General features: G+C 44.4%; 32 protein-coding genes. 4 read left to right on the plus strand and 28 right to left on the minus strand.

The genetic code is table 11. The annotated features are described in order from the left end of the window. Positions 1-10 precede the first annotated feature (10 nt). The 21 genes from OXB_RS14960 to OXB_RS18965 all read right to left on the minus strand — a co-directional run bounded on the left by OXB_RS14960 (position 11) and on the right by OXB_RS18965 (position 8,818). On the minus strand, positions 11-310 hold the full coding sequence (locus OXB_RS14960; RefSeq protein ID WP_041075252.1) for a hypothetical protein: 300 nt from the start codon (positions 308-310) through the stop codon (positions 11-13). Positions 311-346: 36 nt separating this feature from the next. After that, complete coding sequence (locus tag OXB_RS14965; RefSeq protein ID WP_041075253.1) at positions 347-601, minus strand: hypothetical protein; 255 nt, start codon at positions 599-601, stop codon at positions 347-349. 39 nt (positions 602-640) lie between these two features. Continuing rightward, positions 641-919, minus strand: a complete 279-nt coding sequence (locus OXB_RS14970) for a hypothetical protein (protein WP_052484088.1) — start codon at positions 917-919, stop codon at positions 641-643. A gap of 38 nt (positions 920-957) precedes the next feature. After that, entirely contained in the window at positions 958-1,209 is a 252-nt protein-coding gene (locus OXB_RS14975) for a hypothetical protein (protein WP_144399720.1), read from the minus strand. Positions 1,210-1,368: 159 nt separating this feature from the next. Continuing rightward, positions 1,369-1,710, minus strand: a complete 342-nt coding sequence (locus OXB_RS14980) for a MazG-like family protein (protein ID WP_052484090.1) — start codon at positions 1,708-1,710, stop codon at positions 1,369-1,371. A gap of 14 nt (positions 1,711-1,724) precedes the next feature. Continuing rightward, positions 1,725-1,997 (minus strand): hypothetical protein, encoded by a 273-nt coding sequence (locus tag OXB_RS14985; protein WP_041075255.1) that lies wholly within the window; start codon positions 1,995-1,997, stop codon positions 1,725-1,727. Then, complete coding sequence (locus OXB_RS14990; protein WP_041075256.1) at positions 1,994-2,269, minus strand: hypothetical protein; 276 nt, start codon at positions 2,267-2,269, stop codon at positions 1,994-1,996. The genes OXB_RS14985 and OXB_RS14990 overlap by 4 nt, the downstream gene beginning before the upstream one ends. Positions 2,270-2,355: 86 nt before the next feature. Further along, entirely contained in the window at positions 2,356-3,066 is a 711-nt protein-coding gene (locus OXB_RS14995; protein WP_052484091.1) for a hypothetical protein, read from the minus strand. A gap of 21 nt (positions 3,067-3,087) precedes the next feature. Next, positions 3,088-3,492 carry a hypothetical protein gene (locus OXB_RS15000; RefSeq protein WP_041075258.1) on the minus strand — a complete coding sequence of 135 codons (405 nt, stop codon included), beginning with the start codon at positions 3,490-3,492 and terminating at the stop codon, positions 3,088-3,090. A 24-nt stretch (positions 3,493-3,516) separates the two neighbouring features. Beyond that, the gene (locus OXB_RS18955) at positions 3,517-3,657 is read right to left on the minus strand and encodes a hypothetical protein (protein ID WP_158333743.1); all 141 of its coding nucleotides are present in this window, start codon (positions 3,655-3,657) and stop codon (positions 3,517-3,519) included. A 16-nt stretch (positions 3,658-3,673) separates the two neighbouring features. Continuing rightward, the gene (locus OXB_RS18755; RefSeq protein ID WP_144399721.1) at positions 3,674-3,802 is read right to left on the minus strand and encodes a BH0509 family protein; all 129 of its coding nucleotides are present in this window, start codon (positions 3,800-3,802) and stop codon (positions 3,674-3,676) included. Between the two features lie 2 nt (positions 3,803-3,804). Then, entirely contained in the window at positions 3,805-4,272 is a 468-nt protein-coding gene (locus OXB_RS15005) for a hypothetical protein (protein WP_041075259.1), read from the minus strand. Between the two features lie 2 nt (positions 4,273-4,274). Next, a complete protein-coding gene (locus tag OXB_RS15010) occupies positions 4,275-5,546 on the minus strand; it encodes a replicative DNA helicase (RefSeq protein WP_041075260.1) in 1,272 nt (423 codons plus the stop codon). Further along, a complete protein-coding gene (locus OXB_RS15015) occupies positions 5,547-6,350 on the minus strand; it encodes a conserved phage C-terminal domain-containing protein (RefSeq protein ID WP_052484092.1) in 804 nt (267 codons plus the stop codon). 11 nt (positions 6,351-6,361) lie between these two features. Then, positions 6,362-6,517 (minus strand): DUF6906 family protein, encoded by a 156-nt coding sequence (locus tag OXB_RS19095; RefSeq protein WP_173426023.1) that lies wholly within the window; start codon positions 6,515-6,517, stop codon positions 6,362-6,364. Further along, entirely contained in the window at positions 6,501-7,184 is a 684-nt protein-coding gene (locus OXB_RS15020; protein ID WP_041075261.1) for an ORF6N domain-containing protein, read from the minus strand. The genes OXB_RS19095 and OXB_RS15020 overlap by 17 nt, the downstream gene beginning before the upstream one ends. 83 nt (positions 7,185-7,267) lie before the next feature. Then, positions 7,268-7,642: a hypothetical protein gene (locus tag OXB_RS15025; protein WP_144399722.1), complete on the minus strand. Its 375-nt coding sequence runs from the start codon at positions 7,640-7,642 to the stop codon at positions 7,268-7,270. 198 nt (positions 7,643-7,840) lie between these two features. Beyond that, entirely contained in the window at positions 7,841-8,002 is a 162-nt protein-coding gene (locus OXB_RS18960) for a hypothetical protein (protein ID WP_158333745.1), read from the minus strand. Positions 8,003-8,012: 10 nt separating this feature from the next. After that, on the minus strand, positions 8,013-8,303 hold the full coding sequence (locus OXB_RS15030) for a helix-turn-helix domain-containing protein (RefSeq protein WP_041075263.1): 291 nt from the start codon (positions 8,301-8,303) through the stop codon (positions 8,013-8,015). A 115-nt stretch (positions 8,304-8,418) separates the two neighbouring features. Further along, positions 8,419-8,637, minus strand: a complete 219-nt coding sequence (locus tag OXB_RS15035; RefSeq protein ID WP_041075264.1) for a hypothetical protein — start codon at positions 8,635-8,637, stop codon at positions 8,419-8,421. A 16-nt stretch (positions 8,638-8,653) separates the two neighbouring features. Next, positions 8,654-8,818, minus strand: a complete 165-nt coding sequence (locus OXB_RS18965; protein ID WP_158333747.1) for a hypothetical protein — start codon at positions 8,816-8,818, stop codon at positions 8,654-8,656. Between the two features lie 75 nt (positions 8,819-8,893). Here OXB_RS18965 and OXB_RS15040 point away from each other — a divergent pair, with 75 nt between their 5' ends. Then, positions 8,894-9,331, plus strand: coding sequence for a hypothetical protein (locus OXB_RS15040; protein ID WP_041075265.1), 438 nt, complete (start codon positions 8,894-8,896; stop codon positions 9,329-9,331). On the opposite strand, the gene OXB_RS15045 is transcribed toward OXB_RS15040, so the two are convergent. Next, complete coding sequence (locus tag OXB_RS15045) at positions 9,300-9,521, minus strand: hypothetical protein (protein WP_041075266.1); 222 nt, start codon at positions 9,519-9,521, stop codon at positions 9,300-9,302. The two genes, OXB_RS15040 and OXB_RS15045, sit on opposite strands and share 32 nt — an antisense overlap. A gap of 12 nt (positions 9,522-9,533) precedes the next feature. Beyond that, the gene (locus OXB_RS15050; RefSeq protein WP_144399723.1) at positions 9,534-9,755 is read right to left on the minus strand and encodes a helix-turn-helix transcriptional regulator; all 222 of its coding nucleotides are present in this window, start codon (positions 9,753-9,755) and stop codon (positions 9,534-9,536) included. Between the two features lie 159 nt (positions 9,756-9,914). On the opposite strand from OXB_RS15050, the gene OXB_RS15055 reads away from it, so the two are divergent. From OXB_RS15055 to OXB_RS15065, 3 genes are all read left to right on the plus strand, one after another. Beyond that, on the plus strand, positions 9,915-10,343 hold the full coding sequence (locus OXB_RS15055; protein ID WP_070098212.1) for a helix-turn-helix domain-containing protein: 429 nt from the start codon (positions 9,915-9,917) through the stop codon (positions 10,341-10,343). Between the two features lie 67 nt (positions 10,344-10,410). Then, positions 10,411-11,013, plus strand: coding sequence for an ImmA/IrrE family metallo-endopeptidase (locus OXB_RS15060; RefSeq protein WP_041075268.1), 603 nt, complete (start codon positions 10,411-10,413; stop codon positions 11,011-11,013). 156 nt (positions 11,014-11,169) lie between these two features. Continuing rightward, positions 11,170-13,083, plus strand: coding sequence for a recombinase family protein (locus OXB_RS15065; RefSeq protein WP_041075269.1), 1,914 nt, complete (start codon positions 11,170-11,172; stop codon positions 13,081-13,083). A 424-nt stretch (positions 13,084-13,507) separates the two neighbouring features. Here the strand turns inward: OXB_RS15065 and OXB_RS15075 are convergent, their stop codons facing one another. The 5 genes from OXB_RS15075 to dnaK all read right to left on the minus strand — a co-directional run bounded on the left by OXB_RS15075 (position 13,508) and on the right by dnaK (position 19,256). Beyond that, a complete protein-coding gene (locus tag OXB_RS15075) occupies positions 13,508-14,194 on the minus strand; it encodes a Panacea domain-containing protein (RefSeq protein WP_041075270.1) in 687 nt (228 codons plus the stop codon). A gap of 232 nt (positions 14,195-14,426) precedes the next feature. After that, positions 14,427-15,167: a 16S rRNA (uracil(1498)-N(3))-methyltransferase gene (locus OXB_RS15080; RefSeq protein ID WP_041075271.1), complete on the minus strand. Its 741-nt coding sequence runs from the start codon at positions 15,165-15,167 to the stop codon at positions 14,427-14,429. A gap of 2 nt (positions 15,168-15,169) precedes the next feature. Then, positions 15,170-16,114 (minus strand): 50S ribosomal protein L11 methyltransferase, encoded by a 945-nt coding sequence (prmA, locus tag OXB_RS15085; RefSeq protein ID WP_041075272.1) that lies wholly within the window; start codon positions 16,112-16,114, stop codon positions 15,170-15,172. Positions 16,115-16,129: 15 nt separating this feature from the next. Beyond that, complete coding sequence (dnaJ, locus tag OXB_RS15090; protein ID WP_041075273.1) at positions 16,130-17,260, minus strand: molecular chaperone DnaJ; 1,131 nt, start codon at positions 17,258-17,260, stop codon at positions 16,130-16,132. A gap of 181 nt (positions 17,261-17,441) precedes the next feature. Continuing rightward, on the minus strand, positions 17,442-19,256 hold the full coding sequence (gene dnaK / locus OXB_RS15095; RefSeq protein WP_041075274.1) for a molecular chaperone DnaK: 1,815 nt from the start codon (positions 19,254-19,256) through the stop codon (positions 17,442-17,444). Positions 19,257-19,266 lie beyond the last annotated feature (10 nt).

A 19,266-nucleotide genomic window follows, 5' to 3' on the forward strand; every position in this document is an offset into this window, starting at 1 on the left:
TCCTTTCTCCTTAGTTGACCTCCATGTCTTTCTTAATTAATCCAGTTTCCACAAAAGCCTCCATGATTGAATTAATCAAATCTTCTTTGGGAATATCCATGGTTCCCTTAACTACTTGCAAACCGTCAAGGCTCAACTCTTTTTCTTTTTCCAAGCAATGCTTTTCACTCCAATAAGCACATTTGCCACTAAACTGACGTTGGAATTTATCTTCTTCAGGGTTGTAGTAAAAAATGGGCTCATTGCTTTCCCAGCCACCCAAACACAAGACCCACGTCTCTACTTTCGCCATTTCAATTTGTTCTACCACCTGCTTCACTCCTTTGTGTTATCTTCGGAACGAACGTTAGTCTGACGAAAGAGCAATGAACGGCTTGCCTTTCCAATGTTCCTTTACCACCGACCTCAAGGTCTCTTTGCTTGTCCGTGTTTCGTCTGTCCATGCTTCAAAATCGAGCGGCAATTCCGTTGGTTCGTAATCGTAAAACGCATCGTCATCACTTAGACCTGTTTCTTTCCGGTAGTAATTCTTCGCTTGCTCCAATGATTCAGCAGCTACAGCATCGTATTCGTTCAATTGAAATACTTTTACACTTTCCAAATTAATCGCTCCTTTTGTTTCGTATTTTGTTCGTACTGTTCAGTAACTTAACTTTTGCCCACAACCTGAGCAATATTTTCCGTTTACATTAGATTTACATATTGGGCAAGCCTGACTTGATGTTTCTGTTTTAATTACTTTTTGTGATGTTTGCCTTTCTATAGATACCAACAACGTCTCTAATAATGGCTTTTCAAAACGTAGTGGAATCCATTGTATTCCGTAATTTTCTTCAAATTCTCGGATTCCGGATTGTGCTTTTTCTTTTAATATCTCAACCCTTGCTTTTTCTAAATCAGCAAATACATCACCTTTCACTGAATTTCACTCCTTCACATAATCCGTCTACTGCGAAACTACTTTTTAACACCAGTAATGTTTTCGATTGTTCCAACTTTCTGAACAACCTTAGTTAGTCGATCAATATAGCCTTCTTTGTAAATGGTTCCAGCGTCATACTCCTTGACATGGAATTCAAACATTGCGATACATAATTTTGATTCCGCGGACTTACTGCATACCACTTTTTCCAATGCCGTCAATCCTTGTTTGCTATGCAACTTGGTACCAGACCGTTTAAGAATTTTATTGCGTTGACGTTTTTTCATAAGTTCATATTCACACCTTTGCAAATTCCGTCTACTACTTACCAATACGTCTCTCATACTCCTGCAACAATTCCCGATCAGTCATATTCTCAAATGCCGATCGGTTCCATCCAGTCCACAGGGTTAGCAAGGCGATGAGTTCTTCACGTTGACCGGGTGTCACGGCAAATCCTCCGCTTTCACAAATACCCCGTTTACCATTTTGCCCGTCCGGTCCTTAATCTCTTCATAAGCGATACCTGCACACTCCTCAATGGAGGTTCCTAACTGCATAGAGAGTATGGTCAGGACGACGTGTGCATCCCCGATACCGTCCTTCGCTTCGTCAATATTTCCTCTCGCCAGAGCAGCAGCGATTTCTCCGATTTCTTCCATGAGTTTGAGCATTTGATTGTTGGGGGTGGCCATATCGAGCCCTCGATGAATGGCCCAACTGCGAATGTGATCGGTAGTATCTTGGATGTTCGGAACTTTCAAATCTTTGTAATTAGGATTTTTCATTTCGTTTCCTCCCTCTATGCTCCAACTAAAAAATCTGTAATTGATGTCGCTGATCTGTTGGACCAACTTATTTCTGTTATGTCCGTGTTTTTAATTGCGTAAGCCATCATTGCCTTTGGCGCGTCAGGATCTATATAGCCCCACCCGTTTATATCAAGATATTTTTTAGGCTTTAAACTGAAACAACATAAGTAAGGCATATCTTCATCTCTAACGACATACTGATATCCTTTTTCATTCAGCTCTTTTAATAGAGTGATTGTTTCTTCTCGATTATTGAGATTCATGTTTTCATCCCATCTTCTATATCGTGGCCAGCCATCGCCGTTTCCCAAGAAACTGTTTTTATCGGCCCGTTGAAAAGGTTCAGAATTTCATCTTTCCCTTTGGTATCTTCATAAAAATAATCATATCCATGGAGCGAAAAGTGAACTCTACTCTTTACCAGCGAAGGGGTGTATCCACTGGTGATCCGGAGCCAATGAAACTCGGAACTCAGTTGGCAATGTATGAGCTCCTTCCCACCATCAAGAAAATCATCGAATGATAATTGATTCACACGCAGCCCCTCCTATGCCTCCATTTTTTATTACGTGGCGATCCAGTCATATGGTAAAAGAGGGGAACTAACCCCTCTTTTATTTCTTATGCCACAATAGTGACTTTCTTTTTGTCTATCAAATCGGCTAGCTGTTCAGCGAAATACTCTTTAATATTGTGCATGGCGTTCAACTCCCAAGCACCACCGTCCGCTTCAAATAAAGCGACTTCCCCGCCTTCACGCAGGCGCAGAATGAAATCTGATTCGGGTTGAGTGACTTCAACGAACGTCCTGAACGGTTTCAGGGAAACTGGGTTCGGCACGTTCTCAAAACCAATTGTTGCCACACCTTGCTTTGCCGTCACTCGCTGGGTAACTCCGTCATCGTTTTGCGTGACCGAATTTTCCTCGACGATTGAACTGATTACCTTCAAGACCTTTTCTTTGCTGGCGTTGTGGACGAAACAAGCTTGTAGCATGATGTTGAAAGCTTCACGGGACATAAACCGTTCAAACTCGATTTCCGGCAAAAGCGCTTTGGCTTTGATATACGTTCGACGGTCATTGACATCATTCAAGGCATCAAAGACATTGACTTTCGTTGGCGATTCGACATGGATCATGACTGAACGTTCATGGTCAAAGTTGGAACGAATGTAATCTACCAATCCGGACAAACTTTGAATCTCGATGGTGTTGACGTCATGCTCGACGTTCAAACGATGCAAGCTACGGGTGGAGTATGTATTACCCAATGCCTCCACAGTTTCCGGTCTCTTCAAATCCAACAAATACTGAACAAATTCTTTTAACATTTTCATAACCTCTTTCTTTTTTTATTTAAAGCCAACAACTTTACTGTCGACAGCTTTCGGTTTTGGTGTTTCTTCGGTTTTTTGCCCTTTATCGTCCAGAACCTCGCCATTGTCGTCCACGTACATTTGCCCTGGAATGCCGCTTTTCAATTCCGCGCCGGTGATTCGTCCGTCCTTGTCCATATCAATCAACAATTCCGTTCCGATCGGCTGAGGTGGAGCGATAGAGGACTTGGCTTCCACGGAAACGTTCGCCAAGTTCCGGTTTTTGTTTGCCTTCAACGTGACGACCAACGTGACCTTTCTCGCCTTCTTGAAATCCGTGTTAGGATCCGCGATATTTTCAAGCACTTTCTGCAATTCGATATTAAACTTTTCCGAAACAGCACCATTGGCAAGACTATTCAAATCGATTATTTTTTTCATACCTCTCACCTCTTCATTTTTTATTCACTGCGTAATCGCGCGCTTGACAGCGAGTAAGCCCTTCAATACTGGATAGCTGAGCAATTCTAAAGGTGTATTTTCAGGACTGGCATAAACGCCAATCTTATGTAGCTGCTCAATGACGTATTTTTTTCTATTTGCCATGCAGGATCCCCCTCTCCTATTTTTCTAAGTGGCGTTCATAAAGCCTGTTCAACTCTTCATCTGAAAGACTTTCAAGAAACGAAAGCGCATAATTATTTTTAAGATAGATTGCCGTGATTTTCTCTTCACACTCATCTTTGCCCATGTTCACACCCCCGCTCTGTAAAGAACGCGCTCTCCTGCTTTCGCATGACCGACATAGGCCGGATATTCAACGACGTTTTTCCGATGCTCATACAAGCTCGCTTCGATTCCCGTATCAGGGAAAAACATCGTGGGTATCATCAACCTATCCGCATGTGTGATTTTCCCTCCGCGATCCCGGAATAACTCAACATGAAGCCGGAACGCGTCCAGTGAGTTTTCTGCTAAATAAAATGCAAACCAATCTTTTTCTTGGGTCTGGATGACGAACAATTTAATTCTTCCGATTCCTAGCATATTGCTCTCAACCAGACGCTCGATCTCTTGTCCGTTGTACGAGATAACATTCAGCTTTTCGCTGTCATCGTCCAACTGGACAGCTCGGTTGGCGATCGCCCAATACACGCTATGTGCCAGTCGGGGCAAATCAGTTTCGACGGCAAAGTCAAAGACCTCCTTCACCGTCACCATCGTTACGCCATTCCTCTCTGGGACCAATCGATATCATACAGCTTTCCGGTATCCTTCACGTAGGCGACTGTCGCCGTTCCGGTAGGCCCATTTCTTTGTTTCGAAACGATGATTTCCAACAGATTTTGGTTTTCGGTTTCTTTATCATAGTAGTCCTCCCGGTACAGGAAGCAGATTACATCGGCATCTTGTTCGATATTTCCCGATTCCCGTAAATCGCTCATGAGCGGTCTTTTGTCCTGACGAGATTCCACTCCTCGATTGAGCTGTGATAAGCAGACAACAGGACAATCAAATTCTTTTGCCATGCCTTTCAGGTCGTAGCTGATTTGTCCGACCTGCTGCGTTACATTATCGCGAGGGTTATCGGGCCGAATCAGTTGCAAATAGTCGATGAAGATAATCGGCTTTTTGCCGGGATTGTTTTTAATGATTTGGCGAGCTTTTGCTTTGATCTGACCGGTAGTCAGCCCACTGCGGTCATCGATCTGGATATTGGCATCTCCGAGATGGCCGATTGCTTGGGGCCATTTGTTCTTTTGCTTTTGATCGAAATATTCATACGGGTTACGCATGCGGAGCCGGTTATATCCCCCTGCCGAGGCGATTAGACGTGTGACCATTAATTTTCGGCTCATTTCAAGTGAAAAGATGATTGGTAAATGTTTGGACCAGCCGGCAGATAGGGCGAAATGATTCAATGTGTCCGTCTTCCCCATAGATGGCCTAGCAGCTACAATTATCATTTCGCTATTTTGGAAACCATTCAGGAGTTTGTCCAAGTCTCTCAGCCCACTCGAAACTCCAGTATCAACAATCATCGGCTGAAAAGGCATTTCGAAAAGGGTGGCCAAATCGTCTTTTATTGACGCATCTTCTTGGGGAGTATGCTCCATCTGCAAGTCGTCAAAGGCTTTTTGAATGTCTGCGATCTCCCAATTTTCCGTTTGCGCTTGCTGGAGCAGACGGCCTTTTTCCCTTGATTTCCATCCCTCGACAACAATTTCTCTGTATTCGTCAAATCGAGAGGGGTTCGCGAAATTGTTAAGATCGGCCAAGTAGTTTGCGCCACCTAATTCAGTCGGCTCCCGCATTGTCATGATCGTGATATAATCAACTGGTCGCTTCTGCCTCACCAATTCCTTCATGGCGGAAAAAATGTTTTTGTGCATCTGCTTCGTGAAATAGGCTTCCTGAATCCCACTGTCAAGAATCAGGTAGTCTTCCCGCAGCATCGAACCTAAAATACTTTTCTCGGCAAGTTCAAAATTCATTTATTCTTCCCCTCTCCCAAAGTCCAGCTGTGGTGGCTGATACGGTGCCGATGCCGGAAGTTTTCTTTTTTGAAAGTTCTCGTTCAGATAGTTTTCGAAATTAGTAGCATTGAACAAGGTGGACGGGCGCAGGTAATTATTGAACTGCGGATCGTTCAGCCATTGATTCGCCTTGCTATCAATAACGGACTTAAAGTCTTCAAGTGTGTATCCATCGCTAAGCCGTCCGTTAATCAGTTTCTTGGTTGCGGATGACGAGGCTTTGAAACGCTTCCCAGTTTTTTCGTTTAGGTAATCAATGATCTGAAAAGCGACGTCGAGATCATTCTCGACAATATCTTTTTTATTACTCTTAATCTCTTTGGTTATTGGTGGGGTCATATTGTCCCGATGACATGGGGCCGTATTGTCCTCAACGTTCGGGGCACTTTGACCCTCTCCATTGGGACAATTTGACCCGATGGTCGGGACAGTTTGCCCGCTTTCCGAAACACACTTGGAATAATCGATTCGATACCATTTTGTCCGGTCCATTTTCATCTTGTTATGGGCAGACGTCGAAATGACGTAGCCCTCATCTTCAAGCTTCTTCACAGTACGCTTGATTGTTTTAACGGACCAGAACGGGAACTCTTCCTGCCATTCTTCGAAAGTTTTATAGACCCATCTATAACCATCCTTGATGTTGGTCGAAATAAGCGAACGGTAGTGCAGTTGTTGCAATAAAATAGCCTCGTTAAGCCCTATGTTTTTCGCCAGTGAAGGCAAGACTTGCAGGGGAGGCTCACTGATTAATAGATTCATTCATGCCCCTCCTATGGTGCTGGTATGACTCTCGGCTTGCCGGATTCGCGATGCACGATCAACCATTCATCCGTCATCTTCTTACTGATCAGCCAGTTAGCTGGAGCAAGTTTGAAAGATTTGATGTGATTGCACTCAGCCACCGACGGTTTACGTCCTCGCTTCAATACTGTCACCTCCCCACGTCTCGACGAATCGCAGTGCGTCTTGCAGTTGCGATTGCTTGATGTCCCGGTACGAATCCACTTCATACCGTTCGCGCATTTCCGAATAGATCGCGCGAAAGATCACTGGACGAGCGCCGATTTCCTTTTTCGTCAAATGATAGACCCGCTCACCGACAGCATTACGAAGCCTGCGCTGCTCCCCCGAATGCAAAGTAGAATTCTGAATCTGAGTTTCCAAAGCTATCACCCTACTTTCTAAATGATTGATCGCTTCTTTGACAGCCGGAGGCAAGGCTGTCCTCATTTTGTCGTCTGCCTCTAATCGTTGCCCTCTCGTATGGATTGCATAATATTTATCAATGAGCATTTGATACGATTGCCAAGCTTGGTCATTGTTCAGCGAACGGGCAAGTAGCAACGCACCCTGTTCGGTCCACAAATACAAAACAGAAACATATTTAAGGCTGTCCTCATTTTGTCGCCCGGTTTTGAAAGCCTTCAATTCCTCTCCGACAAGCACGTAGTAGTGGACACCGGCAGTGTAACGATTTCGGTTCCGTTGGAAGTTACGGGTAATCGTCTTACTATCCGTCTCAAACAGTTCGGCGATCTGGCTCGTCGAAAGGACTCTCCTGGAAGCGTGTTCGATTACTTGAGGTTTATCCACACAGTCTTTCCTCCCTTGACGTCTCTCCCCTGATCGTCTATAATCAAGGGAGAACGTTTGTTTTATATGATTTGTTTACCGACTCATTCGCATGCCAGTGCGAGTGGGTTTTTTATTTGTCCGAAATTCACGTGGATTACCTCTGTTTGAGTTTGAACAGGTTCAAGCCAATCTTGGGGTAGATGCTCTTCGATCAGTTGAAGTTCGTTCTGACTCAGAATTGCGATAAACTGAACCCCCTCTATTTCCGTCCGGATCTCCACTGGGTAATCCCCACACGCGGATCGCTTTTGAACGTCGAACGTCGTAAAGTAATTTAAGAAAAACTCGGGGTTGCAAAAATGTTCTACCCGACCTCCTGCCGGATGGATAGAAGTTGAGATAATTCCCCTCTCCGTGTCATCCAGCACCGATACAAGTTGCTGAGTCAGGTCGATAAGCTCGTTCAAATGATTCATTTGTATCTCTCCTTTTATTTTTTTGATGGTGAATCCCATCAAGAAGCCCATGAGTTGCCGTGGAGTAGAGAACGATTTTGGGAGGTATGAGATAGTAACGGGATTCATTCTCATGGACTTCTTGACAGGAGCCAAACGCTCCGTCATAATAAAATGTACAATCTAAACTTTTATCTTCAGCCGATTGATGGGCCAACATCAGTCGGTTTTTTCGTTTTCTCGTAAGACCTTCAATGACCTAATAGCATCCTCCGTGCGCTTAAGCGCTTGCTCGTAATCTCCTTTTTTCAATCGTTTAAACGCAACCCTCAAACAACATTCCGCTGCGTAAATCTCTTGATCGGGATTGATAGTGACCATTTGAAACCTCCTAGAATAAAAATCTGATAAATCCCCCTACCACTTTCGTCAACATGTCTACCAATAAATTGATATCCACGCCGTTAATAAGGTACATTCCGGCTTCGACTGTTGTCGTGTTCGATGTTAATCGAATTTGAATTACTTGCAGCCACCGGATAAAGTCCTCCGTTGCCAGTGTCATTTCGTTGCGCTCGACTTTTGAAATGGTGCTCCTAGAGATATTAACTAACGGGGACATTTCCTCTTGTGTCAATCCAGCACCTTTGCGCGTGGCTCGCAAGAGTTGTCCAACATTCATTCCCTCTCCCCCCTCAAATGTTCAAAAACAGAACATGTTCAAACAATGAACAGTATTTTTCTATGAACCTGGTAAAATTATTTATAGAAGATAGATGACGCACCTGTCATCCTCGTTACGAAACCCTCTCATACTGATTAGCATTAGCTTTTCTTCGAATTCTGTCATTGACAGTTTTCAGTTCTCCTCCGAGCTTTGCTAAAATACCGAAACGGAACTTCTCCACATTCGTGGATGGGCTGTTAATAATAGCCACCATTTCGGCATTTATCCTTTCCACCAAACGTCGTCTGTCTTCTTGATCATTAGTGATCATGCTGCCACTCCCTTTCATCTTTGATCCACCTATTTTATTGAGCAACCTTGCTCCCCCGTTCTTCTACAGGAGAAACCATACATCCGATGTTCAAAGGCTTCATTTCTTTAATAGCTTCATTCAATTCTGCTTCGGTTTTTATTCCGTACTTAGCCAAAGCTTTCCAAATTTTTTCGACTTTTTCTTCATTGTTTGGCAATTTTCCCATCTCCTTTCCAACTTCCTCCCCTCTCTATGAATGTGATACGATTCTCATAGGAAGGAGGTGAAACCAATGCCTGAATACTTATGGGATATTGATATCGAACAATTGCCTTTAGGATGGAGCGATATTTATGAAGACGCATTTGAAAATTACCCAAACGGTATGATGATTGAGGGTGTCTTCTTCCATCCAGTTGACTATCACGCACAGTTGCTTTCTTACTTTCATACCTACCAAGCGAAAGCAAAAGCCGCTTACGGGAATCTTCAAAAGCAATTTGATCGAGATACCCTAAATCTATTAGTTGCTTATGATAAATTCTTGTATTCCATTTTGTTAGTGTGGCTAGATGACGAACGGGATAGCAGTCAATTCGATTCTTCTAAACTGGATAAAGAATTGAAAGATTCGATTTGGTATAATCTTTCAGCAGAATCTGATCTCGATTTCATGAAGCCATTCAAGCCTCTTCAACTTATTCAAATGAACTTTGATGCAATTCAGTAAGGTAAAATGCAATTAATTTAGCCATCCGAGCAGGTCCTTCAAGTTTTTCTTTTTCGCCTGCTCTGGCTCTTTTAGCATCTTCTTTTAATCGTCTAGCGTGGTTGTTACTGACGCCAAGATCCGAAGCTATCTTCGAGCAAGTTGCATTTAATAAATAATCAATCAAACGCTCCTGCATTTCCTTCTCCATCCTTCTCACCTCCTACCCGACTTCCCTATTCTTCATTTCGTGGCTTTCATCCTCAAAAAAAATTGTCCAATGAAAACCAAGCACTTGGGATATTTTTTTAGCATTATTTACAGTAGCCCCTCGCTCACCGGATTCAATATGTCCATACGTGGATCTTCCGATACCAGCTTGGTCTGCTACTTGTTCTTGCGTGAGACCGGCTTTATCACGGATTTCTTTCAACCATGTTCTCACTATATCACCTCAATTCTTCATATCGTGGCTTGGTTGTACCTTCACTATAAACTACATTTTGTAGCACGTCAACAGTTTATTCTTCTTTTTGAAGAATTATATGAATTCTTCTTTTTGTAGAGTTACAATGGATGTATATTTTATAAGGAGTGGCTAACTGTGGAATTTAGCAAAAGGCTTATTGACTTGAGAAAAAAGAAAAAGCTTTTGCAAACAGATGTAGCTGAAAAGATTGGTGTCGCACGGGCTACATACGGTGCTTACGAACAAGGGAACAGACAACCTGACTTTGACACTCTTGAAAAGATTGCTTCCTTCTTCGGGGTTTCTACGGACTACCTCCTAGGTAGATCGGACATTCAAAACCCTGAACCAGTATTTGTCGCCGGTAGAGAAATAAATTTATCCGAAGAGGAAATTATCCTTTTTAACGAACTAAAAAAACACCCAATCATGCTGCATGATTTGGTATCTGATCCTGAACGGAAAGTGAAAGAACTAATCAAGCTATATAAAATGAAAAAGTTGTTTTTAGAAGATGATGAGGAGGAAGATTTGGGAGACGGTTTTGGAACGTTAAAAGATTAGGCGTGATTTAGCAACTATTGATGAACTTAGCAACACAAACTGCAATTGAGAACAGATTAAAAAGGTTGTGATTCAAATAATTCAACTACAACCTAGACAACAGCATACCGATTACTGGGAAGAACGAGCTGAAAAAGTTCTCTCCAATTTCAATCTTAAATATCCGGATGAAATCGACATCGCTCATATTTGCTGGTTGTATGGAATTAAAATCCTGCCTTTAGATGTTCCGTTTTTGGAGTATTGCGATGTCGAGCTGGAGAATTTAGAGGGAGTAAAAGCATATTCCGTTCCAAAAGAAGATGATCGGCAAGGGACAATATTTTTAAAAGAGAACTTGCCTCACGTCGAAAGAAAGCTACTCATCGCTGAGGAGTTTTGTCATTTGTATGCTCACTACTCCCCTCAATTGAACGTCGACGAATACATATTGGCCAAAAACGAACACCAAGCCAAAAGGATGTCAGCTTATCTACTGATGCCACAACGATTCTTGGGACAAGTATATGATGAGGCCATAGATGAAGCAGTCCTAATTAGTGATATCGCGGACTATTTTATGGTGACAGATGAATTTGCACGGTATCGGTTGGAGTTGATCTTTCATCATAAAGTGGATGCTATTACTTCGTTGCGAGGTAAGCTACAGACTTTTGAGTGGATCGGTTAACTTCTGAGGATAGTCGTAGCTGCAGCTACACTTGTCGCAACAGCTATTCCTATGTTACTCTAAACTCTCTCCCCCACAACAAGTGGGGTGTTTTTTTACCCATCAAACGAACGTATATTCCCGCAAGGAGATTAGTTATTTGAAAGGAGCATTGTAATGGCAATCAAGAAAGCCGCACTATATGTACGAGTAAGTACGCTACATCAAATTGATAAGGATTCACTACCATTCCAGCGTCAAGAGTTGACCAATTACGCTAAATACGCGCTCAATATAGAGGATGTGGAAATATTTGAAGACGCCGGCTATTCCGCTAAGAATACCGACCGGCCGAAGTATCAGCAAATGATGAAACGCATTCGCAATGGGGAGTTTACACATTTGATTGTCTGGAAGATAGACCGGATTTCTCGTAATCTTAAAGACTTTTCGGAGATGTACGAGGAATTGAAGAGTTACAAAGTGACGTTCGTTTCGAAAAACGAGCAATTCGACACTTCAACCGCGATGGGTGAAGCTATGCTCAAAATTATCTTGGTGTTTGCCGAACTTGAACGGAAACTGACTGCCGAGCGTGTGTTTTCCATCATGCTCTCTCGCGCGGAAAAAGGCTTATGGAACGGCGCGACTGTACCTTTGGGGTTTGTATGGTCCGAAGAAAAGAAGTTCCCGGTCGAAGATCCGGAGGAAGTGGCTATTGTACGCCTTATTTACAGCCTGTACGAGCAGACACGTTCCACCTTGAAGGTTGCCTACCAATTGAACGAGAAGGCCGTTAAAACGAAGCGTGGAGGCCGGTGGACGGCTAAAACGGTACGTGATATCCTTCGCAATCCTTTTTATATTGGAACATACCGTTATAACATGCGTGAGAGCACAGGTAGTAGGCGTTTGAAGGATAAGGGCGAGTGGATCGTCGTCGAGGATAACCATCCGGCCATCATAGATAAGGAGCAATTCAAGCGAGTCAATCAGCTACTATCTGATAACTATCGCGGTTTGACGGACGTGCAGCGCGCGGATATTCACAAACACATCTTTTCGAAGATGATATATTGCGGAAAATGTGATGCGCTATTGACCTCCGGATTAGATGTTGCCAGAAAAGACGGCTATCGCCCATCTCGATATACCTGCATATCATCGCGTACCGGATCGAATCGATGCAGCAACTATGTGAGCGACCTCATTATTGGCCCTTTTATTTTTAACTATGTGTCCAATTTGATTCGTTTACAGGAGAGAATAACAACTAAACACTCGACACGTGATATGGAGCGCGCCCTGCTGCGCGGGAATGCTTTTATCGATGTCGTAGGGATAGACGATACTGCATTGAAAGAAACGTACTTCGCGCTAACCAACGGCATGCCTGACCAAGAATATTCCATGGCAACTGATGATGGGAACATCATGCCAAACTTGGATGTCGATCGTTTGGTTAAGGAAAAATTGAAATACGAGAAGGCGTTAATCCGATTGGAGGATTTATATTTATTCGGCGAGGATGGCATCAGCCAGAAGGATTATATTTTCAAGAAGCGCGATATACAAGAAAGGTTGGAAGGTATCGAGATGGAGATCGATGCGTTGCAACAAAAAGGCGAGGATAGGACGAGCGACGCGTTTATCGATCACGCCCGGCATTTTTTGATTACGAGGGAGATGCAACAGGCAAGGAACGTTGATTATCGGGCTTTGTCTGAAACAGTCGGTCGGGAGGCTTTGTCCGATTTCATGCACACTATAATTGATCGCATTGTCGTTGCAGATAAGCGCGTTCAATCGATCACATTTAAAAACGGCATTACACACACTTTTGCATATAAGCCGTTGCTGGATAGCAAAGGCATCGCGCCAGCAAGAATGCAGTATAAAGAATACGAAGAGGTAGTCTTGGAGTATTTGAAAGAAAACGGCCCAGCATCACGCAACGATCTACAAAAAGCCACCAACATCACGCGTGATGGCTTTTATAAATTATTAGCTGAATTGATAGAGCGCGGACTTGTGACAAAAACCGGGCAATCCACTCAAACACGGTATGAATATATAGAAAAACTCACTTGAAACCGTCATTTCAAGTGAGTTTTCTTATGGTCTGGCTAAATACCTTCGTAGTTCATTTGCTGTTGTAATCGACTCTTTGATTTCATTCTGACCGATGTATTGCTCGTATAAATCTATAAGTCTTGTAAGTTCATCAGAATCCAACTTTTGTTTTCTAGACAAGATGCAATTATTCAACTCAACACACTTTTCAACCTTATATAAAGCATCAAATTTAACAAATGAACTCACCCTAAATGGAGGATTATAATGAAATATTTCCTCGTTCGATTCAAAGAGTAGCTTATGTTCTTTTCCTCTTGTAGAACTAACATTCAAAAGCAATATGTATCCGTCCTCTTCTCCAATTGCCAAAAATGTTCTGTTTCTCGAAAGAACACCATTATCGGCGAAAGGCAATTGAAGAAGAAGACCTTGACCGAGGTTAGTAATAGTAAATCCCCTGGTCCTCATCGTAAGCCAAGTAAAACGTGTCGTCTTCGCCAAGTACTACACTTCTTGATAGATCTTCTAAATAATCCATGAAACTTTCGTTGCTCAGTGAAAGTTCAATTTCAGATGGATCAAAGTAAAAAGTGATCCCGTTTACTTTTTCGCATGCAAACTGTTCTTTTTCATTGCGCTTGAAACCTTGAATAACTTTTCTTAATTTAGCTAAATCGCTTTCCAAGACTTCGTCATTTCTGATCAAGCTAATATTTTTATCATAAAAACTGCCTATACGCGATTTATGGTACTTGATTTTCCACGTTTCCATTTCATGATGTAAATCCGAAAGCTCCTTAGCACTAAGTTTATTGAATAGGGAAATGCTCATGTCAATGGAGTTTTTCTGATCATTTCCAAGTTCAAAATCCGAATGCTCCCGAAGCTTGTTCATATAGTTGAAATAATCGTGGTGAAATGGAATTCGTACATCTTCTACTACTATTCCGTTTTTAAATGCAAACATTTCTTCCGGAAACAGAAATTCGTTATATTCGGTAAAATGGATCAAGTTAGCAAATACAAGCAGTTTTTGCAATTTCATGTTTCCATCAAAAGTATTACTGAAATGACAATCGGGTTGCTTAGCAAGATACGATGCAACTTTTTCAACTGTGATAGTCATAATTCATCCCCTCCCTCTATTCCTTCCCACTTCTAGTATATAATATGCAAGGTTCCTTATAAAGGAGTATGAATTTATATAAGCAAAACTCCCCGAAACGATGATTTCAAGAGAGTTTTGCCAAGAGGTTGAAGCCCTGGTGTCATTGAGTTCCTACGCAATCGTAGACATGTTTACAACCCCACAGCCTAGCGTTTGAAAAGCGACAGAAGACATGGGCTGCTCACCTCTTTCATTCAAATTCGTAAGACAGTGCGGACAATAGATACAAAGGTGCCGTTTCCGTTCGCAAAATCCTCGGGCCTAACGACATGGGAAGGAATCCTGCCGATCGCAGCGCCTCCGCTTCCGTTCGGGACAGGCCGCCTTCCGGTCCGAAAACAGCCAGTACCGTTTGTTTATGATACACGTTTTTCAACCGCTCTGCAATCTTATGCGGTTCTCCGCTTTTGGCGTCTTCTTCATCCGCCAAGAGGAGCACGTCGAAGTTGGATGCTTCGGCGAGCAATTGACGGAATGTCATCGGGCTTGAAACGGTCGGAATGCGTGTGCGATGGCATTGCTCGGCCGCTTCCTTGGCGATTTTCTGCAAGCGCTCGACCTTCTTGCCGCCTTTCTGCTCATCCCATTTCACAATGGAGCGTTCCGCTTGGAAAGGGATGATGCCTGCCATCCCGAGCTCCGTCCCTTTTTGGACGATTAAATCGAGCTTATCCCCTTTCGGCAAACCACAAGCAATTGTCACATGTAGAGGCATTTCATTGGAAGGCAGAGACCCATCCTGTTGTTGAATGACGACTCCGTCAGCCGTGATCTCGGTAATCGAGGAAAGAAAAGCTTCCCCCTCGGAAACGGCAATCAATCCTTCTCCGGGCTCCATCCGCATGACGCGGACAATATGCTTGCCGTCCTCCCCGGAGATTGTTGATTGCCCTTCGTTATCAAATGGATGTTGCAGAAAATAACGTTGCAAACTTACTCGCCCCTTTTTCTGGCGATGATGGCGACCCAGTCTTCCATCAAGACCGATTCGACGATATCAAACCCTTTGGATACAAGGTCATCTTTGACCAGATCCCTTTTCTGCCCGATGATGCCTGAGACAATGAAAAGACCGTCCGTTGGCAATAAATCAAAAGCATCCGCGGAGAACGACAAGATGACTTCGGCTAAAATATTCGCCACGATGACATCGGGATTTTCATTGACCGAGTCGAGTAGATTGCCATGTGTCACCTTGATACGGTCTTCGACATCGTTAAGTTTAATGTTCTCTTTCGCGGCGACGACCGCCACATCGTCCAAATCCAAAGCGTGGACGCGAGCTGCCCCTAACAGCGCAGCTCCGATCGATAATACGCCGGAACCTGTGCCGACATCGACGACGGCATCCCCTTCTTTTACATACTTCTCGAGCGCTTGCAAACACATGACAGTCGTCGGATGCGTACCCGTTCCAAAAGCCATCCCGGGATCCAATTCGATGATCAGTTCATCCGAAACGACAGGTTCGTATTGTTCCCATGTCGGGACGATCGTAAAGCGGCTGGAAATTTTGACAGGATGGTAAAACTGCTTCCAAGCAGTCGCCCAATCCTCGTCATCCACTTCATTCGTGCTGATGACGGGCTGCTTCTCCGCCAGACCGAATTCCGCCAGCCGGCTGATGGCCAACTCCAATTCTTTCATCGTTTCGTTCAAGAAACTATTGACTGGCAAGTAGGCTTTGACGAGCACGCCGTCAGCCGGGAAATCATCTTTGTCCAGTTCATAGATTTCACCGAAACGGTCCTCATGGATTCTGTCCGGTTCAATGGAATCTTCAATGACGACCCCGCTTGCGCCTGCCTCGTGCAAAATGTTCGCAACCGCCTCCGTCGCTTCATGCGTCGTATGAATGGATATTTCCGACCATTTCACTATAGATCATCCCTTTCATTCGCCCTTGATAGTACGTTTGATTTTATCGAACAACGAACTTGAATACTCTTCCGGCGTGCTGCCGTCAATCGTCGCGAATTCACGCAGCAATTCCTTCTGCTTTTCCGTCATTTTTTTTGGCGTCACCACTTTGACGACGACATGCTGGTCGCCGGTTCCACGGCCGTGGACGTTTTGCACTCCTTTTCCGCGCAGACGGAAATTCGTTCCCGTCTGTGTTCCGGCAGGGATTTTAAGCTTGACGTTACCGTGGACGGTCGGCACTTCGATTTCATCTCCCAGAGCAGCCTGCGGAAATGAAAGATTCAATTCCAAATAGATGTCGTCCTCTTCCCGGATGAACTTTTCATGCGGCCGAACCCGGAATACGATATATAGGTCGCCTGTGGGACCACCATTATATCCTTCTTCTCCTTGGCCGGATACGCGCAGCTGTTGGCCATCATCCACGCCAGCGGGAATGGTCACTTTGATCTTTTTCCGATGCGTCACTCTGCCGCTGCCATGGCATGTTTCGCATTTTTCCGGGATGATCTTGCCGGTTCCCTGACATTGTGAACAGGCGCGGCGATTGACCATTTGACCAAGCGGCGTATTTTGGGTTACGCTGATCTGACCTGTTCCTCCACAATTGGTACAAGTCTCTGGAGTGGTCCCTTTTTTGGCTCCTGACCCGTGACAGGTCTCACAAGCTTCTTCACGTGGGATTTCGATTTCCGTTTGCTTGCCGAAGACCGCATCCATGAAATCGATTGTCATCGTATACTGCAGGTCGTTCCCTTTACGCGGTGCATTCGGATCCCGGCGGCGTGTGCTGCCCCCGAAAAATGTGCTGAAAATATCCTCGAACCCGAAGCCGTCTCCTCCCCCGCCTCCGAAACCGCCGAACCCACCGAAACCTTGATTCGGATCGGCATGGCCGAATTGGTCATAATTAGCCTTTTTCGTATCATCGCTGAGTACTTCGAATGCTTCCGTCACTTCTTTGAATTTCTCTTCTGCTCCAGGTTCTTTATTCAAATCCGGGTGGTACTTTTTTGACAATGAGCGATAGGCTTTCCGGATCTCCTCTTTTGTAGCGGATTTCGATAATCCTAGCACTTCATAATAGTCTCTCTTACTCATTTTCCACTCTCCCGCATCACATTGACATGTTGATTATTGTAACATGCAAGAAGAAAAAGCGTAACCATACGAGTCAATTCTCTGAGGCCTGCTGCTCACTCCTTGCCTATGGACAAAAGGAAAAAGCCAAAGCCGGAATATCGGACTTTGACTTTTCCGTCAAGCATCAATTACATATACCTTATTTTTTATCGTCCACTTCTTCAAAGTCGGCATCGACTACGCCGTCGTCTTGCGGCTGGTCCGCATTTGCAGCACCTTCAGCTGCCGCTTGTTCATACAGCTTCATCGATAGCTGCTGTACAAGCTCTTCGAGTTTCTGTTTCTTCGTCCGGATATCGTCCAAGTTGCCGGCTTCGATAGCGGATTTCAACTCGTCTTTCGCTTCCGTGACATTTTTGATCTCATCCTCGGATACTTTGCCTTCCAGGTCTTTCAACGTCTTGTCTGCCATGAATACGAGTTGGTCGGCTTCGTTCCGCAAATCCGCTTCTTCTTTCCGTTTTTTATCCTCTTCCGCATTCGCTTCCGCGTCTTTCACCATGCGTTCGATTTCATCGTCGGAAAGGCCGGAGCTCGACTGGATCGTGATGTTCTGCTCTTTTTGCGTTCCGAGGTCTTTTGCTTTAACCGTTACGATACCGTTCTTGTCAATATCGAATGTCACTTCAATTTGTGGGATTCCACGTGGTGCCGGCGGAATATCCGTCAATTGGAAACGGCCAAGTGTCTTGTTGTCAGCCGACATCGGACGCTCCCCTTGGAGGACGTGGATATCGACCGCTGGCTGGTTGTCCGCCGCTGTTGAAAACACTTGCGACTTGCTTGTCGGAATTGTCGTATTTCGTTCAATCAACTTCGTGAATACGCCACCCATCGTCTCAATACCAAGTGATAGTGGTGTGACGTCAAGAAGGACGACATCTTTCACATCACCGCTTAAAATGGAACCTTGGACTGCTGCCCCCATTGCGACGACCTCATCCGGGTTGACCCCTTTGAACGGTTCTTTTCCAGTCTCCTTTTTGATCGCTTCTTGGACTGCCGGGATCCGTGTGGAACCACCGACCAAGATGACGCGGTCGATTTCGGATGCAGAAAGTCCCGCATCTTTCAATGCTTGACGCGTTGGTACCATGGAGCGCTCAACCAAATGCGCTGTCAGTTCATCGAATTTGGCACGTGTCAAATTAATTTCAAGGTGAAGCGGGCCTGCTTCGCCTGCGGTGATGAATGGCAAAGAGATTTGTGTGGAAGTGACGCCGGAAAGGTCTTTTTTCGCTTTTTCCGCTGCATCTTTCAAGCGTTGCATCGCCATTTTATCTTTTGATAAATCAATTGCATTCTCTTTGCGGAATTCCTGGACGAGATAGTCGATAATAACGTCGTCGAAATCATCGCCGCCGAGTTTATTGTCCCCGGCTGTAGAGCGTACTTGGAACACGCCGTCTCCCAGTTCGAGAATGGAAACGTCGAATGTCCCGCCTCCCAAGTCATATACAAGGATGATTTGATCTTCATCCATTTTGTCCATGCCGTATGCCAATGCTGCGGCAGTCGGCTCGTTGATGATACGTTCCACTTCAAGGCCTGCGATCGTCCCGGCATCTTTCGTCGCTTGACGTTGTGCATCGTTGAAGTAGGCAGGTACCGTAATGACGGCTTTCGTCACTTTTTCGCCAAGATAGTCTTCCGCATAGCCTTTCATATATTGCAGGATCATTGCAGAAATTTCTTGTGGCGTGTAATCCTTGCCTTCCACTGTCTCTTTATAATCCGTACCCATATGACGTTTTACAGACATGACAGTATTTGGATTCGTGATCGATTGACGCTTCGCCACTTCACCGACTTGCCGTTCCCCATTTTTAAACGCAACGACAGAAGGCGTCGTCCGGTTGCCTTCCGGGTTCGGAATTACTTTTGCTTCTCCGCCCTCAAATACCGCTACTACCGAGTTTGTTGTCCCTAAGTCAATACCAATGATTTTACTCATGCCAATATGT

The sequence above is a fragment of the Bacillus sp. OxB-1 genome (assembly GCF_000829195.1).
Classification (GTDB): domain Bacteria; phylum Bacillota; class Bacilli; order Bacillales_A; family Planococcaceae; genus Sporosarcina.

What these genes read in the sequence shown, in the direction of transcription:
- OXB_RS14975 (WP_144399720.1), bottom strand. Translation starts at nt 1,209, where the DNA reads ATGAAAAAACGTCAACGCAATAAAATTCTTAAACGGTCTGGTACCAAG.
- OXB_RS14980 (WP_052484090.1), bottom strand. Translation starts at nt 1,710, where the DNA reads ATGAAAAATCCTAATTACAAAGATTTGAAAGTTCCGAACATCCAAGAT.
- OXB_RS14985 (WP_041075255.1), bottom strand. Translation starts at nt 1,997, where the DNA reads ATGAATCTCAATAATCGAGAAGAAACAATCACTCTATTAAAAGAGCTG.
- OXB_RS14995 (WP_052484091.1), bottom strand. Translation starts at nt 3,066, where the DNA reads ATGTTAAAAGAATTTGTTCAGTATTTGTTGGATTTGAAGAGACCGGAA.
- OXB_RS15000 (WP_041075258.1), bottom strand. Translation starts at nt 3,492, where the DNA reads ATGAAAAAAATAATCGATTTGAATAGTCTTGCCAATGGTGCTGTTTCG.
- OXB_RS18955 (WP_158333743.1), bottom strand. Translation starts at nt 3,657, where the DNA reads ATGGCAAATAGAAAAAAATACGTCATTGAGCAGCTACATAAGATTGGC.
- OXB_RS18755 (WP_144399721.1), bottom strand. Translation starts at nt 3,802, where the DNA reads ATGGGCAAAGATGAGTGTGAAGAGAAAATCACGGCAATCTATCTTAAA.
- OXB_RS15005 (WP_041075259.1), bottom strand. Translation starts at nt 4,272, where the DNA reads ATGGTGACGGTGAAGGAGGTCTTTGACTTTGCCGTCGAAACTGATTTG.
- OXB_RS15010 (WP_041075260.1), bottom strand. Translation starts at nt 5,546, where the DNA reads ATGAATTTTGAACTTGCCGAGAAAAGTATTTTAGGTTCGATGCTGCGG.
- OXB_RS15015 (WP_052484092.1), bottom strand. Translation starts at nt 6,350, where the DNA reads ATGAATCTATTAATCAGTGAGCCTCCCCTGCAAGTCTTGCCTTCACTG.
- OXB_RS15025 (WP_144399722.1), bottom strand. Translation starts at nt 7,642, where the DNA reads ATGAATCATTTGAACGAGCTTATCGACCTGACTCAGCAACTTGTATCG.
- OXB_RS18960 (WP_158333745.1), bottom strand. Translation starts at nt 8,002, where the DNA reads ATGGTCACTATCAATCCCGATCAAGAGATTTACGCAGCGGAATGTTGT.
- OXB_RS15030 (WP_041075263.1), bottom strand. Translation starts at nt 8,303, where the DNA reads ATGAATGTTGGACAACTCTTGCGAGCCACGCGCAAAGGTGCTGGATTG.
- OXB_RS15035 (WP_041075264.1), bottom strand. Translation starts at nt 8,637, where the DNA reads ATGAAAGGGAGTGGCAGCATGATCACTAATGATCAAGAAGACAGACGA.
- OXB_RS15040 (WP_041075265.1), top strand. Translation starts at nt 8,894, where the DNA reads ATGCCTGAATACTTATGGGATATTGATATCGAACAATTGCCTTTAGGA.
- OXB_RS15045 (WP_041075266.1), bottom strand. Translation starts at nt 9,521, where the DNA reads ATGGAGAAGGAAATGCAGGAGCGTTTGATTGATTATTTATTAAATGCA.
- OXB_RS15065 (WP_041075269.1), top strand. Translation starts at nt 11,170, where the DNA reads ATGGCAATCAAGAAAGCCGCACTATATGTACGAGTAAGTACGCTACAT.
- OXB_RS15075 (WP_041075270.1), bottom strand. Translation starts at nt 14,194, where the DNA reads ATGACTATCACAGTTGAAAAAGTTGCATCGTATCTTGCTAAGCAACCC.
- dnaJ (WP_041075273.1), bottom strand. Translation starts at nt 17,260, where the DNA reads ATGAGTAAGAGAGACTATTATGAAGTGCTAGGATTATCGAAATCCGCT.
- dnaK (WP_041075274.1), bottom strand. Translation starts at nt 19,256, where the DNA reads ATGAGTAAAATCATTGGTATTGACTTAGGGACAACAAACTCGGTAGTA.